Origin of the sequence: Leisingera aquaemixtae, assembly GCF_006740765.1 — a bacterium.
Classification (GTDB): Bacteria; Pseudomonadota; Alphaproteobacteria; order Rhodobacterales; family Rhodobacteraceae; genus Leisingera; species Leisingera aquaemixtae.
This window is the reverse complement of record NZ_CP041159.1, coordinates 2847739-2861530: the sequence shown is the minus strand read 5'-3', so window position 1 is coordinate 2861530 and position 13792 is coordinate 2847739. Positions and strand designations below refer to the sequence as shown.

Here is a 13792-nt window from a genome sequence, read left to right as displayed (position 1 = left end):
TTTCCCTTTAAAATCAATCAGCCAAGTTCCCTAAAAAGGAGAAACTATGTGTCGCCCGACACTTCTTGTCGGGCGACACATAGTTTTGCCATTTGCGGCAGAACCTTTCCTTTTTCGTGTCTCCAACATCCTCGCTCGCGCCTCCTGTTCCGCCAGTGGCGAAGCCTTCCCTGATTTTCACTTCGGAAGACCTCGTGTCTTCCGGGCTGCGGCCGGACGGTGATCTGACACCCGCGAAATGAAAGGATGCGCCGGAGCGGTGAAATCGGGAGGGTCGCGCCTGGCGCGGGAGGAACCGGGTTTCTCCGTGGAGGCTGACGCGCAAGCTACATCAGAACCCGTGTTCAGAGTGCCGGCCGGATGGCAGGCGCACCAGTCAAATGAAAAATGCCGGGGCAGCAAGCGCCTTGGGGCAGGGGCGTTATCTTCGCAAAGCTTGCGGCACATCCGGCTGCTGCGGCAACAACTTCGATCTCTGTTCGTAAACCGGCTGTCTTGAATGCAGGCTGCATGTGCAGCCGGGGCGCTGAGGGCGCCCCGGCTGGCGGCTTTACTCTCCCGGAACGGCCTAAAGTTCCGGTTCGTCATGGTGGTGGTGCTCCTTCACCGGGCGCATGAGGAGGTTGGCGAAGAAGGCCACCGCCAGCAGCGCCGCCATGCAATACATCGTTGTATTGTAAAGGCTGGGGGTCGGGTCCACGGTGCCGGCTGGTGCGATTTCCATCAGCTTGGCAATCGTCACGGTCTTGGCCGCCACCAGCTGGTCCAGCTGCGCAACAGGCGCGCCGAATTTCGCGGCAAAGGCGGCAGGATCGACCTTGGCGGCCAGGTCCTGGACCGCGCTGGTCACCGACATCTGGCGCAGCGAGGTAATCGCCAGCGGCCCCAGCACGCCCGCGGTAGACCAGGCGGTCAGCAGGCGGCCGTGGATGCCGCCGACATGCATGGTGCCGAACATGTCGGCGAGATAGGCCGGGATTGTGGCGAAACCGCCGCCGTACATCGAGAAGATCAGCATCGTCGCCAGATAGAAGCCCATCAGATAGACCAGTGACGGGTTGGCCGCGGCGGCAGAGGCGAAGTAGGGGATCGACAGGTAGAGCGCAGTGCCCAGCACGAAGAAGCACATGTAGGTCGCCTTGCGCCCGATGTAATCCGAGGCAGAAGCCCAGAAGAACCGGCCGATCATGTTGAAGACCGAAATCATCAGGACATAGGTCGAGGCGAAGGCGGCGGTTGCCACCAAGGGCATCACCGAGCCGAAGATCTCGGACATCATTGTCTTGGCGACCCCGATCACGCCGATGCCTGCGGTCACGTTGAAGCACAGCATGACCCACAGCTGCCAGAACTGCGGTGTCTTCAGTGCCTGGTCGATATGCACGTCGTTCTGGGTCACCAGCCCCGAGGCGGCGGGTTTCGGCTCCCAGCCTTCAGGCTTCCAGTCCTTGGCCGGGACCCGGTACTGGAAGGCGGCCAGGATCATCACCACGAAATACACGATGCCCAGGGTCATGAAAGTCTGGGCGGCGCCGGTATTGCCGGTGCCCACAACATAGGCGCCGGCCTCGCCGCCGAACTCGGCGGCCTGGGTTGCGCTGGCGATTACCACCTCGATCTTGCCTTGTGCGGTTTCGGCAAAGACCCGGCCGTTTTCGACTACGGTCTGCACCGCATCCCGGGCGCCAAGATAGGTGGGGGCGGTTTCATAGAAATCCAGCAGCCAGCCCTTGACCGGAGCGGCGATCATCGCGCCGCCGCCAAAGCCCATGATGGCCATGCCGGTTGCCATGCCGCGCCGGTCGGGAAACCAGCGGATCAGCGTTGATACCGGCGAAACATAGCCCAGCCCCAGTCCGCAGCCGCCAAGCACGCCGTAACCCAGATAGACCAGCCACAGCTGATGACTGGAGATGCCAAATGATCCGACAATGAAGCCGCCGCCCCACAGCAGCGCCGCCACGACACCGACCATGCGCGGGCCGACTTCCTCCAGCCATTTGCCGGCAAAGGCGGCAGCCAGCCCGAGGAAGACGATAGCCACCGAAAAGATCCAGACAACAGAGCTGAGGCTCCAGTCGTCGGCGCTGGAGGCGACCACCCCCAGCTCGCGGGTCAGCGGCGGGTTGAACACCGACCAGGCATAAACCGAGCCGATGCAAAGGTGGATGGCGATGGAAGCCGGCGGCACCCGCCAGCGGTTGAAGCCGGGTTTGGCAGTGATGTGGTGCTTGTGCAGAAAGCTCAGCGCGCCGGATGATGGCGTACTCATGTGGTGTCCTCCCTAGTGCTGTTCCGGCGGTTGCAACCTCCTATTGCGGCCGCCCCGAATGGCCCGCGGCAATGTGCCGTAGCTTGACAAAGGAAGACGTATGGCCCAGCTGTCAAATAAATAATTGTTTAATAACAAATGCTTGTGTGGGCACTTTGTCTGTCCGGCCCGGCGCCTGCCGGCAGTTGCGGGACATTCTGTCCGCAGGGGGGAAACCGGGGCCTGCAATTTTGCGCCAATTTGTCCGGATCAGGCGGCGGCTGGCGAGGGCAGAAAAATTTCGAACCGGGTGCCCTGTCCGGGTTCTGACTGCACGGTGATGCGCCCGCCGGCGCGACTCACCAGCTGGTGGCTGATCGACAAGCCCAGCCCGGTGCCCTGCGCCTGCTTGGTGGTGAAGAATGGATCGAAGATGCGGTTCAACAGGTCCGCGGGGATGCCGGTGCCGGTATCCTCGGCGGCCAGCAGCACGCCGTCCGGGGTATCCTCAGCGGTCAGGGTGAGGCGGCCGCCGCCGGGCATCGCCTGCACGGCATTCAGAATGAGATTGACGATCACCTGCTGCAATTCCGTGCGCGATATCCTGACTTGGCCTGTGCTGGCCAGATGCGCCTCTGCCTCGATCCCCGTGGCCTCGATCTGATGGCGGGTGAGAACCAGGCAGTCTGCCACAACTTCGGCCGGGGAAATCAGGCCTGCGGCGCCGGAGTATTCCTCGGGCCGGGCGAATTGCAGCAGCTTGGAGACAATCACGCCGATGCGGTAGACCTGATCGTCGATCAGCCGGAACTCCTCCTCGACCGGCTCCGCATGGCGGCCCAGAACAGTGCGGGCCAAGTCCAGGTTGCCCTGGATTACCGCCACCGGGTTGTTGATCTCATGCGCGACCGAGGCCGTGATCTCGCCCACCGCGGCGAGCTTCTCGGAGACAATCAGCCGCTCGGTGGTCCGTTCCAGCCGCCGGGTTGCCTCGCGAAGGTCGGCGGTGCGCTCCTCGACCTTGGCCTCCAGGCTTTCGCCCCAGCCGCGCAACTGCCGGTCGCGCTCCTGCAGCTGGTCCAGCAGGCTGTCCAGATGCGCCGCCACCCGGGCAATCTCGCCGCCGTCCTGCTGGGGCTGGTTGCGGGCGGCCAGATCGCCCTGCTCGACCCGGGCGATGGTCTGGGTCATGCCCTCAAGCGGACGGAAGATGCGCCCGGCCCATTGCAGGAAAATCGGCACCGACATTGCTGCAATCAGCAGGAATGCCCCGCCGAGCGTCAGCACCGTGCTGCGCTTGGCCTGGCGGAACGGGGTTTCCAGAAAGCCGACATAGAGCATTCCGGCCCGGTTGCCGCGGCTGTCGAGGATTGGCTCGTAGGCGGAGATGTACCAGTCGTTCACGACAAAGGCCCGGTCCAGCCAGACGTCGCCGCGCCCCAGCACCTGGCCGCGCACCTCTGCCGAGACCCGGGTGCCAAGCGCGCGCACGTTTTCAAACAGCCGCACATTGGTGGAGATCCGCACGTCCTCCAGAAACAGCGTGGCGGTGCCCTGGCTGCCCTCCGGCAGGCTTTGCTCGCGGTAGACCAGCGCGTTGATGGTGTCGATGAAGTCCAGGTTGCGGTTTAAGAGCCGCCCGCCCGCCAGCACCGCCGTCTGGCCGTTTGGCAGGGCCACCGGTGCGGCAGAGTGGATGATCATGCCGCGGGTCTCGGCGGTGCGGTCGGTGGGCAGTGCAGCTTCGGTCGCCACCAGCGGGATGGCGGCGCGGGCGGCAAGGCCGGGGGCCAGCGCGTCCAGCTGGGCGGCGTCCAGAATGTCGACCGCGCTTTGCCATTGGCCCTGCAGCGCGCCGCGCAGGACGGGCCAGTCCGCGGGTGAGAACCCGGCCCGGCCCTCAGGGCCGGCCAGATAGAGGAAATCAAGACCGAGCCGGGCCTGTTCCTGTGCCAGGAAATCCGCGGTGCTGCCCGCCGTAAGCGCGCTGCGGAAGCGGACCGATTGCGCCACCGCGTCCAGCAGCTCGCCCGAGGTGGCGGTCAGCCTGGCCAGATACTGGTCGGCAATGGTCAGATCGCCGTTCACCTTGCTGATCAGAAGGCCGTCGGTCTTTTCCGACCAGCGCCAGGTGGCAAGGCCCAGCAGCAAGGGCATCAGCACCAGCATCGGCAGCAGCGCGATCAGCAGCAGCCGGACCCGGACCGACCGCATCAAGGAGCGCAGCCTTGGCACCGGCTATAGCCCCCAAGCCGCGCATTTGCGGTCAATGGTCTTGCGCGAGACCCCCAGACGCCGCGCCGCTTCGCTGCGGTTGCCGCCGGCGGCCTCCAGTGCGTGCAGGATCTCGCGGCGCTCCACCTCTTCCAGCGGCAGGATGTCAGCCGCCGGACGGGGCGGGGCCAGCGTGTCGAGGGAGAAGCTGCCGAAGATCAGCGAGCGCTCGATAAAGTTGCGCAGCTCGCGGATATTGCCGGGCCAGTCGTGGCGCAGCAGGGCGGATTTGACGCTTGCGGACAACTCCAGCGGCGGCAGTTGCAGCTGGGCAGAGATTTCGTCGAGGAACAGCCCGGCAAGCTCAACAATGTCGGTGCCGCGCTCGCGCAACGGCGGCATTGCCACGTCGATCACGTTGATGCGGAACAGAAGATCCTCACGGAAATGTCCCGCGGCCACCGCCTCCGGCAGCGCGCGGCTGGAGCTCATCACGAAGCGGACATCGAGCTGAACCGTCCGTTCTGTGCCGATCGGCCGGATGCGGCCATCCTCCAGCACCCTTAGCAGCGCGTTCTGCGCCGAGGGGGTGAGTTCGCCGATCTCATCAAGGAAGACGGTGCCGCCCTGCGCCGAGGCCAGCAGGCCTTCGCGGCCCGCGGGCGCGCCGGGGAAAGCACCGGGGGCGTGGCCGAACAGCTCGTATTCTATGACATCCGCCGGTATGGCGCCGCATTGGACCGGCACGAAAGGCGCTCCGGCGCGGCTGGAGCGGGCGTGCAGATGGCGTGCGGCGACCTCCTTGCCGGTGCCGGAGGCGCCGGTGATCAGCACCGGGGTGGAGACCTGTGCCACCCGGTCGAGCAGGGCGCGCACCTGGCTGATGGCGGGCGATGCGCCGACCAGCTCGCGGCGGCGCCGGCGCCCGACGCCAGTGCTTTCCAGCTCCCGCCGCAGCAGCATGTTCTCGCGCTTCAGCCGGGCGGTCTCGATGCAACGGCGCAGGGCATTGAGGATCTGGTTGGAGCGGAAAGGCTTCAGAACGAAATCCGACGCACCGGCCCGCAGAGCGTCAATCGCCGTTTGCAGGTCGGCGTAGGCGGTGATCAGGATGGTATCGGTGAAGCCGCCTTCGCGCCGCTGCTCCTCCAGCCAGTCCAGGCCTTTCTGGCCGGGCATGATGTTGTCGAGGATCATCACGTCATATTGCCGGGTATTGAGCAGCGCGGCGGCGGCTTCGGTGTTTTCGGCCTCATCCGCCAGCTGGCACAGCGGCCGCAGGGTTTTCACCAGGAAATTGCGCATGCCCGGCTCATCGTCCACGATGAGAATACTTGCTTGCCCGAGCGGGTCGGCCAGCCTTGCCATGTCTGTATTTGTCATACCTGCCGCTCTTCCATGGGCGCGGTATTGGACTATTGTCGCTTTCCGGTGCTTTGTCGAGAGACCAGGGCCTGCGTGTTTCGCAGCGCGGATGCGCCGGTCAGAACATCAGCAATTGATCTGCCATCCGGTGCCGCCGGCAAAAACGCCCGGGCCTTTCTGGGCGCGCGGGCGTTGGCCAAGCCGGATCCGGCTGGAGCTGAGGCACTCCCTTATGCCGGAGCGCGCTGGTCTATTTGAGTTTGGGGCTGTCTGCCAGTTTCAGCCAGACCACCCCCGCGATGATAACCGCCAGCCAGCATGATTGCGCCAGGGTCAAGGGCTGGTCCAGCAGCACGGCGCCCAGCACCGCGGCGCCGATCGAGCCGATCCCGGCCCAGACGGCGTAGCCGATGCCGACGTCGATTGTCTTCAGTGCGACGCTTAGGAAATAGAGCGTCAGCAAGAAGAACACGATGGCCGAGACCGACCAGGTCAGCACGGTGAAGGCCTGGCTGCCGCCGACGCTCAGGGCGTAGCCGACCTCGAAAGCCCCGGCCAGCAGCAGTGCGCCCCAGGCGCCCTTGTTGCCGGTCTCTGCCGCGGGGAACGCAGAAGTTTGTGTGTCAGTCATGATTTTTTCCTTTGAATCTGTTCAGGAAATTGAAGGGTATTCGGGTCACGCGGCGCCGCTCATCCGCAGGCCGACAACACCGCCGATGACAATCAGGATGCCGACACCCTTGGAGAAGCTCAGGCGCTGGTTGAAGAACATCGCGCCGAGCGCGACGATCCCGACCCCGGCCAGCGCGGTCCACATCGAGTAGCCGACGCCCACGTCAAAGGTCAGCAGGGCGAGGCTGAGGAAGATGGTTGCGACCACGCCGCTGACAAGCGTGATCGTGGTCCATTTGACGTTCTTGAAACCTTCTGATTTTCCGGCGGCGATGGCCACGGTGATTTCAAAGACGACTGCGATCATCAGATAAACCCAGTGCATAACTGTTCCTTTCGGGTTGTCCCCCTGCGCGCGGGGCGGGGGCAATTTTGGGTGGGCCCGTCCGTGGAAATGGAGGGCGGAATATATTTACTTGCACATGCAACATAATGAGGGACGGCAGCGCGTGTCAATAAGCTTATTTGTGCATGCACCTAATTTGGAGAGACTGCCACTTCGGTTGGACACCGGCGGAGGAAGCCCTCCGCCGGATGTTTCATCAGGCTTCGGTCAAGACGCAAAGAGCGCGGGCAGCCTCCCGGGCTTCTTTTTGCTCAAAGGTCTTATTCAGCACGCGCTCCAGGCAGTCCTGGAATACCGGGGCGGCTTCCTCGATGTATTTCTTGCCATGCTCGTTCAGGACGCAGTACTTGCCTCGTTTGTCGGAGGGGCAGCTGTCGCGGAACACAAACCCCCGCTTTTCCAGCCGCTCGACCACCCGGGTGGTCGAGCTTTGGGTCAGCATCAGAAATTCCGCCAGTTCCTGCATCCGAAGCTCCAGGTCAGGTTGTTCTGACAGATGTTTCAGGGTCCGGAATTCGCTGAGGCCAAGGTCGCTGGTCCTGCGCAGCTCTTCCGTGAGCTGGTTTTCGATCCCGTAGAACAAGGCCGTTATCTGATCCCAAACATCTAGCTTCATTGCGTGGCTCCTTCGTCCTGCTCATGGCGCGCAGTACACGTTTGCTTTTGCAAGCAAGGATATTGCTTCTGCGCGCCACTTGCCAGACTTTGAAGTCACACAGGCGTTACATTCTTAGAAAAAAGTGTCCCGTATCCCTCAACAGACGGCTGAACACCGGCTGCCTGCAGGGCGCCCCAGAACAAAACCTGGTTTGCGGTCAGCATTTTGAGGCCCAGCTGGCTTTCGACGGCATCAATGACGCCAATCGCCCGCTGCCCGTTGCCGCCGACAAAAACGGCGTCAGCGCCGGAAGGGGCCACCGTGGTCTTGATCCAGTCGTAAAGCGCGGGCGGGGAGACGTATTTCTGACCGCTTTTCAGGCCGCAGGGCGCGTGGTGAACCACGTCAAAGCCGGCTGCCTCGAAATAGCGCGCGCCAAGGGCATCGAGGTCTTCGTCAAACCAGGCCGGGTTCACGATGGCCAGCCGCTTGATACCGAGGCTGCGCAGGGCGGTTTCGGCGGCAAGACAGGTGGTGACGACCGGAATCCCTCTCAGGCGGGGGCGCAGGCGCTCCACCAGCGCGCGCTCCCCCTCCGGGCCGTGCTTGTAGGCGGAACTTGTGAACGCCAGACCCAGGGCCGTCAGCGGCGACTCGCAGAGAGAGGCGGCAATGTCGTCGATGTAGGGCGGCTGGGTGAAGCTCTCCACCGGATCATGGGGGATTTTCGGATCCATCTCGCCGCCGGCCCGCATGGCGCTGAAATTGATGCGGGCGCCGTGGACAGAGACCTGGGTGCCGCCAAGCGCGGCGCATTCGGCCTCCGGGCCCACGTCCGCATGCGGCACCACCAGTCCGAGACGCGCGGTGGCCGACCATCCGTCGGGGCGGAAAATCTTGTCTTGAATTGTCATTTTTCAACTCTCCTGAACTGAGGGGATTGGTTTTCAAAAGGGGTATGGGCGCCGGGCACCGCCAGATGGCGGGCCGGCAGGGGGAAATGCTCGGGGAAGCCGGACAGCAGCCGGTAGGATGTGCCGTAGCCGTAGCCGTAGCGGGCCGCCTCGCTGGCGCTGACCGCATAGAGGACTTCGGACACGCCAGCGAATAACGCCGCCATGTAGCACAGCGCGCAAGGCTCGCCGGAGGCCAGCAGGACGGTGCCCGCAAGGTTGGTGCGGCCGTGCCGTGCGCAGGCATCGCGGATCGCGCAGACCTCCGCATGGGCAGTGGGGTCGTGATCCTCCAGGACCGTGTTGACACCAGAACCCAGCACCCGGCCGTCCGGGGTGACCACCTGGGCCGAAAAGGGCACGCCGCCTTCCGCCACCCGGGCTGCGGACAATGCGACGACATCTTGCATCAGCCGGTCGGCGAGCTCCGGTGCGAGAATGCCGCCGTTCATGCCTGTTCCTCCGCGGCAAGAGATTGCAGGGCGTTGCGCAGGCCCTCGGCCGTGGGCATCCCTTCGATGCGGGTGGTGCCGATCACGATGGTGGGCACCGCCTTGATCTGCTGCGCTTCGGCTTCGCGCAGGGCTTCGGCGTGGCGGGCGCGATACCGCCCGTCCTGCAGCGCCTGGCGCAGCGCGGCGCCATCCAGCCCGGCCGCTTCGGCCAGCGCGGCCAAGACCCCGATGTCGCCGATGTCGCGATCCTCCGCGAAGAAGGCGTTGAAGACCGCAAGCGTGTATTCATGGCCGCGGCCGTGGTCGCTGGCGAAGGCGAAACCTTCAAAGGCGAGGGCGCTGCGCGGCTGCGGGGAAACCGTGGGCAGGGTGATCTTCTGACCCAGCCGTTCGGCAAGAGGGTAGACCGAGCGCTGCCAAACCGCAGGCAGATAGGGGTCTTCCGGGCGCAGGGTCGGGACCGGATCGGGGCGCAGTTCAAACGGATGCCAGACGATCTCTGCCGCTTCTGCTGCGGCGGCGTCGCGGATCAGAGGCTCCGCCAGCAGGCAGTAGGGGCAGACGAAATCTGAATAGACGTGGATTTGTTTCACGGGTTCGTTTTCCTGAGTGAGAGAGGGCTGAGGCCGGCGCTAAAGCGCCGCTATCTCGCGTTCACGGGGCACGCGCAGGCTGGCAGGCACCATCAAGGGGTGGTGGCTGGCAACATGCTGCACCAGCTGTTCTGCCGTTGGCGCTTCGAACAGCACCGGCGTGTCAAGATACTGCATCTCCTGGCCTGCCACGTGGCCTTGGACGAAAGCGTCGCCGGTGCCGTCAAATTCCAGCGGCGGAATGCGGTAGATCCGGCACAGAAGCCGGTTGAACACCGGCGCGGCCTTGATCCACCTTCCCTGAAGCCAGACCTGGTTGAACCAGTGCAGGAACACATCTCCGCCCACCAGCTTGGTCAGGTTCGGAGAGGAGATATGATTGCGCACGCGCGCCGCTGCTATCCGGCAGGGGATGCCTTGCGAGCGGCACAGCGCCGCAAACAAGATGGCCTTGTGCAGACAGAACCCGCGCCGCGCCTTGAGGATCGAACTGGCCTTCAAGTCGGTTTCCGACAGCCCGGTGCCGAAGACCTCGTACGAAATTCCATCCCGCACGGCGTAGTAGAAGGCGACCGCCTTGGCTGTGTCATCCTCCGCGCCGTCCGCCAGCGCCCGTTCCGCGGCTGCGCGCACCTCCGGGTGCTGGAGGTCGAGCACGCCGGTGGCGGCGAGGGCGGCGCGCTGCTCCGGCGCCAGGCCGTTCATGATCCAACCCCCATCATTGCGGCGATGCGCCCGCGCTGGATATCGTTGGTGCCCGAATAGATCGGCGCGGCCAGGGCATCCGCGACGCCTTCGCCGAGGCCCGTCTCCTCAAGGTAGCCAACCCCGCCGTGCAGGTGGACCGCATCAATGGCATTGGCCAGCAGCGCCTCGCTGACGTAGATCTTGGCGATCGCCACATCGCTGGTCACGTCCTTGTTCCGGGCCTGCCGGGCCGCGGCGGTCAGGATGCACTGCCGCGAAATCTCGTAGCGCATCTTCATATTGGCGATGCGGTGCGAAACCGCCTGAAAATCGCCGATCGGGCGGTCGAACTGCCGGCGTCTGCGCACATGGCGCACGCAGCGCGCCAGCGTGTGCTTCATCTGTCCGACATTGGCCATGAAGGAATAGAGGATCTCCTGCTTCATGACATGGCTCAGCACCATGAAACCCGCGCCTTCGCGCCCGATCAGCCGGCTGGCAGGCACCCGGCAGCCGCGCAGCTGCAGCGGCCCGTTCATGGAGGTTTTCAAGCCTACGAGGGGCTTGGCCCCGGCGACCGTCAGGCCCGGCGTGTCCCGGTCCACCAGGAAGGCGGAAACTGAGCCGGCACCGGTGCCGGCGGTTCTGGCATAGATCACAAAGACATCCGCGATGGGTCCGTTGGTGACAAAAGCCTTGTCACCGTCAAGCACATAGTCCGGACCGTCGCGGCGGGCTGTGGTGGTCATGGCCAGCGCGTCAGACCCGGCTTCCGCTTCGCTGATCGCATGGGCGCCGATGCGCCGCCCGGCCACCAGGTCCGGCAGCACTTCGGCGCGCAGCTCGGCGCTGGCGAACCTGTCGAGCGCTGTCAGGGTGCTGGCGAGGTGGGTCGCCACCGCGAAAGTGAAGCCGCCATCGCGGCATTCTTCGCCCAAACGCTCCATCGCGTGAATGATGCCGATGTTTCGCTCCGCAAAAGGTTTATCGCGGTCGCAGGCGAGCCGGAACAGACCGGTTTCGCTGAGGGCTTGCCAGCGCGGACAGTCCGGTGCGGGCGGTTCCGCACTGCTGTTCCAGGTTTGGCCAGCCTTGCCGATGGAGGCCGCAAGGGGACTGTCCCCCTTGTCAAAAGCAATATCCAACATGATGTGCAAGCCCGGTTCAGTACTGCGAATACCCGGCCGCATCGAGCTGGTGATGCTCGGTGCCGTCGAGAGGCGGGTTGAACACGCTGACCAGATGCAGGTCTTCTTCCGGATCGGCAATCAAATGATGGGCGTCATGCTGGTCCAGCACATACAGAGAGCCGGGCAGGACTTCGAGGACAGTCTGGCCGTCGGCGCTGACCACCTTGCCCTGGCCCTTGATGCAGTAACAGGCCTCCAGGTGGCGGCGGTACTGCAGCTTTGATTCAGTACCGCGGTTGACCACGGTGTGGCAGACGGTAAAGCCCATATTGTCGGCTTTGGTCAGCAGCCGCACGCTGGTGCCATTGCCCCAATTGACGGCTTCGATGCTGGAAATATCACGAAGAAACATTGCGGTAGTCCTTTTGGAAATTTGTGATGCCAGAAATTCAGGCGCGGGTTCAGGCGGGGACGCTGGTGTGGCGCGCGATGAAGCCTTCGATCTTTGCCACTGTGGCCAGATCTTCCGGTGCGATCTCAATCTCGTTGATGGGGACGCCGTAGGCTTCGCCGGTCCAGGCGACCAGGCGGACCAGCGAGAGGCTGTCGACCACGCCGTTGCGCAGCAGGTCATAGTCATCCTCAAGGTCTGAGACCGCAATGTCATCGGCCAGCAGCTCCTCGCAGATGAAGGATTTGATCGTCTGTCGCATGGTCATGCGTTTTTCTCCGGTTTGGGGGCATAAAGGCGCTGCACAGCGCCGCGGTTGATTTTGCCGGTTGAGGTCTTGGGCAGAGGCTCCTGCGTCAGCACGTAGCGGCTGGGCAGGGCGCTCTTGGGCAGGTGCAGGGCGCAGTGGGCCCGCATTTGCAGGTTGGATACGGAGGCTCCGGCGCAGGCTTCCACCACGGCAAGCAGCTGCTGCTGGCCGCTGACAATGTCGCGGTAGGGTACGGTGGCCACGTTGCGCACCGCCTCATGCAAGCGGATGACGTCTTCGACATCCAGAAGATTGGTGCGCACGCCGCGCAGCTTTACCACGTAATCTGCGCGGCCAATCAGAAGCAGGGACCCGTCCGGCTGCCGCTGCACCCGGTCTCCGGTGCGGAAATAGGTGACCAGACGTTCGTTCTCCAGCCGGGGCAGGAAGGCGTTGAGCGTCTGTTCGGGGTCGGAATAGCCGCTGGCGGCGAACGGGGTCGCAGTGAACAGCTCGCCGGTTCCCGGCTCGTCCGGGTCTTCGGTGACGTAATAGTCCGTGCCTGCGATCGGCCTGCCGATCCCCAGCTTTTCTGCCGCGGCGAAGTCTTCGGCGCCCAGCGTCAGGATGAAACTGTCGTTGGTTTCGGTGCTGCCGTAGATGTTGTGGAAGACCGCGGAGGGGAACTGCCCGGCCATCTGCCGGCGCAAGGCGCGGGGTGCCGCTTCGCCGGTCACGATGACATGGCGCGGTGAAAACCCCGGGTCAGCGCGCCGCGCAGCGCAGAGGCGCTCGTGAAACAGGGGGACTGCCTGGACAATCTCCGGCTTCGCCTCGGCGCAGAGATCCGCAAGGTATCCGGGTTCCGCCGACCGTTCGGGATCGGCGAGGATGACTTCGGCTCCCGCGTCCAGGCCCGCCCAGAGTTCCAGCAGGCTCAGATCGAAGTTGAATGGGGCGATGCTGAGGATCCTGGTGCCGGGCTGGATTGAAAAACAGCCCTGTGCCCAGTCAAAGAAAGCGTTCACCCCGGTCTTGCTGAGCACCACCACTTTGGGAACCCCGGTCGATCCTGAGGTTGTCAGGCAGAGCGGGACCTGCTCGCCGGCGGGAAGCTTCGGGGCCTGTCCGGTCTCCGCAACCCTCAGCCTTCCCGCATCCGTGAAGCTGGCAATGTGGCTGGCGCCTGAGCGGGCGATCAGCTTGTCCTTAAGCTCACCGCCAAGCCGGTCCGGCACCACGAGCGGCGTGGCGCCGCACAATCCAAGGGCGATCATAAGAGCCGTGAAGCGGGGGGTCCTCCTGCTTTCGACCAGCACGAGACTTCCGGCCGTTACACTTTCCGGAAATTGCCAAGCCAGATCCTGCGCCATGTTCCAAAGGCCGCTGTAGCTCATTTCGTTGCCAGGCCAGGAGAGAGCCGTGCGGGACGGATCCGTTTGGGCAATCGACTTCAATGAGTCCGTTAGTTGCTGTAAATACACTTAAACCTCCACCTGAATGCATGTGCAAACAATCTGTGGGTGTGAAGATGAGTAAGAGCGTGCGATTCGTCAACTTGCTTGTGCAACTAAATTTTAGCGAGGCGCGGAGTTTTGCTGAACGTCTCTGGCACAACAGTTTGGCGGAAGCCTGAAGAGGGAGCCGGTGGATGGAACCGGTGCTTCGCCGACGGAAGTATTTTACGGGCTGCACCGTGGCAAGTTGCGGAATCTTCCATAGGTTGTTTCCCGCCGATTGCCGGGGACCGTTAGCTGCCCTTTGCTCTCTCTCAGTAAACAGCACCTAGTGCGGCGGACCGAAGGGGCTTCTGGCCTGAGCCAGCGG

Annotated in this window: 14 protein-coding genes; all 14 read right to left on the bottom strand. The window is 63.9% G+C overall.

Annotation, left to right across the window (positions count from 1 at the left end; all coding sequences use genetic code 11):
- Positions 1–568 precede the first annotated feature (568 nt).
- Positions 569–2272, bottom strand: coding sequence for an OFA family MFS transporter (locus tag R2C4_RS15655; protein ID WP_141891368.1), 1704 nt, complete (start codon positions 2270–2272; stop codon positions 569–571).
- 249 nt (positions 2273–2521) lie between these two features.
- Complete coding sequence (locus tag R2C4_RS15650; protein WP_141891367.1) at positions 2522–4465, bottom strand: sensor histidine kinase; 1944 nt, start codon at positions 4463–4465, stop codon at positions 2522–2524.
- A gap of 24 nt (positions 4466–4489) precedes the next feature.
- Positions 4490–5848 carry a sigma-54-dependent transcriptional regulator gene (locus R2C4_RS15645; RefSeq protein ID WP_141891366.1) on the bottom strand — a complete coding sequence of 453 codons (1359 nt, stop codon included), beginning with the start codon at positions 5846–5848 and terminating at the stop codon, positions 4490–4492.
- 232 nt (positions 5849–6080) lie between these two features.
- Positions 6081–6461 (bottom strand): DMT family transporter, encoded by a 381-nt coding sequence (locus R2C4_RS15640; protein WP_008557863.1) that lies wholly within the window; start codon positions 6459–6461, stop codon positions 6081–6083.
- A 45-nt stretch (positions 6462–6506) separates the two neighbouring features.
- Positions 6507–6827, bottom strand: coding sequence for a DMT family transporter (locus R2C4_RS15635; RefSeq protein ID WP_058285568.1), 321 nt, complete (start codon positions 6825–6827; stop codon positions 6507–6509).
- Between the two features lie 217 nt (positions 6828–7044).
- Positions 7045–7464, bottom strand: a complete 420-nt coding sequence (locus R2C4_RS15630; protein WP_141891365.1) for a MarR family winged helix-turn-helix transcriptional regulator — start codon at positions 7462–7464, stop codon at positions 7045–7047.
- 95 nt (positions 7465–7559) lie between these two features.
- The gene (locus R2C4_RS15625) at positions 7560–8360 is read right to left on the bottom strand and encodes a maleate cis-trans isomerase family protein (RefSeq protein WP_141891364.1); all 801 of its coding nucleotides are present in this window, start codon (positions 8358–8360) and stop codon (positions 7560–7562) included.
- Positions 8357–8851, bottom strand: a complete 495-nt coding sequence (locus R2C4_RS15620) for a nucleoside deaminase (protein ID WP_141891363.1) — start codon at positions 8849–8851, stop codon at positions 8357–8359. The genes R2C4_RS15625 and R2C4_RS15620 overlap by 4 nt, the downstream gene beginning before the upstream one ends.
- Positions 8848–9447 (bottom strand): DsbA family oxidoreductase, encoded by a 600-nt coding sequence (locus tag R2C4_RS15615; RefSeq protein WP_141891362.1) that lies wholly within the window; start codon positions 9445–9447, stop codon positions 8848–8850. The genes R2C4_RS15620 and R2C4_RS15615 overlap by 4 nt, the downstream gene beginning before the upstream one ends.
- 39 nt (positions 9448–9486) lie before the next feature.
- Positions 9487–10152: a transglutaminase-like domain-containing protein gene (locus tag R2C4_RS15610; RefSeq protein ID WP_058285563.1), complete on the bottom strand. Its 666-nt coding sequence runs from the start codon at positions 10150–10152 to the stop codon at positions 9487–9489.
- Positions 10149–11282 carry an acyl-CoA dehydrogenase family protein gene (locus R2C4_RS15605; RefSeq protein ID WP_082649488.1) on the bottom strand — a complete coding sequence of 378 codons (1134 nt, stop codon included), beginning with the start codon at positions 11280–11282 and terminating at the stop codon, positions 10149–10151. Before R2C4_RS15605 ends, R2C4_RS15610 begins: the two co-directional genes overlap by 4 nt.
- A gap of 16 nt (positions 11283–11298) precedes the next feature.
- Positions 11299–11676 carry an ectoine synthase gene (locus tag R2C4_RS15600; RefSeq protein ID WP_058285561.1) on the bottom strand — a complete coding sequence of 126 codons (378 nt, stop codon included), beginning with the start codon at positions 11674–11676 and terminating at the stop codon, positions 11299–11301.
- A gap of 49 nt (positions 11677–11725) precedes the next feature.
- On the bottom strand, positions 11726–11983 hold the full coding sequence (locus tag R2C4_RS15595) for an acyl carrier protein (protein WP_141891360.1): 258 nt from the start codon (positions 11981–11983) through the stop codon (positions 11726–11728).
- A complete protein-coding gene (locus R2C4_RS15590) occupies positions 11980–13362 on the bottom strand; it encodes an AMP-binding protein (protein WP_167510264.1) in 1383 nt (460 codons plus the stop codon). Before R2C4_RS15590 ends, R2C4_RS15595 begins: the two co-directional genes overlap by 4 nt.
- Positions 13363–13792: the final 430 nt, after the last annotated feature.

What these genes read in the sequence shown, in the direction of transcription:
- R2C4_RS15605 (WP_082649488.1), bottom strand. Translation starts at nt 11,282, where the DNA reads ATGTTGGATATTGCTTTTGACAAGGGGGACAGTCCCCTTGCGGCCTCC.
- R2C4_RS15645 (WP_141891366.1), bottom strand. Translation starts at nt 5,848, where the DNA reads ATGACAAATACAGACATGGCAAGGCTGGCCGACCCGCTCGGGCAAGCA.
- R2C4_RS15595 (WP_141891360.1), bottom strand. Translation starts at nt 11,983, where the DNA reads ATGACCATGCGACAGACGATCAAATCCTTCATCTGCGAGGAGCTGCTG.
- R2C4_RS15620 (WP_141891363.1), bottom strand. Translation starts at nt 8,851, where the DNA reads ATGAACGGCGGCATTCTCGCACCGGAGCTCGCCGACCGGCTGATGCAA.
- R2C4_RS15625 (WP_141891364.1), bottom strand. Translation starts at nt 8,360, where the DNA reads ATGACAATTCAAGACAAGATTTTCCGCCCCGACGGATGGTCGGCCACC.
- R2C4_RS15640 (WP_008557863.1), bottom strand. Translation starts at nt 6,461, where the DNA reads ATGACTGACACACAAACTTCTGCGTTCCCCGCGGCAGAGACCGGCAAC.
- R2C4_RS15635 (WP_058285568.1), bottom strand. Translation starts at nt 6,827, where the DNA reads ATGCACTGGGTTTATCTGATGATCGCAGTCGTCTTTGAAATCACCGTG.
- R2C4_RS15655 (WP_141891368.1), bottom strand. Translation starts at nt 2,272, where the DNA reads ATGAGTACGCCATCATCCGGCGCGCTGAGCTTTCTGCACAAGCACCAC.
- R2C4_RS15610 (WP_058285563.1), bottom strand. Translation starts at nt 10,152, where the DNA reads ATGAACGGCCTGGCGCCGGAGCAGCGCGCCGCCCTCGCCGCCACCGGC.
- R2C4_RS15650 (WP_141891367.1), bottom strand. Translation starts at nt 4,465, where the DNA reads ATGCGGTCGGTCCGGGTCCGGCTGCTGCTGATCGCGCTGCTGCCGATG.
- R2C4_RS15630 (WP_141891365.1), bottom strand. Translation starts at nt 7,464, where the DNA reads ATGAAGCTAGATGTTTGGGATCAGATAACGGCCTTGTTCTACGGGATC.
- R2C4_RS15600 (WP_058285561.1), bottom strand. Translation starts at nt 11,676, where the DNA reads ATGTTTCTTCGTGATATTTCCAGCATCGAAGCCGTCAATTGGGGCAAT.
- R2C4_RS15590 (WP_167510264.1), bottom strand. Translation starts at nt 13,362, where the DNA reads ATGAGCTACAGCGGCCTTTGGAACATGGCGCAGGATCTGGCTTGGCAA.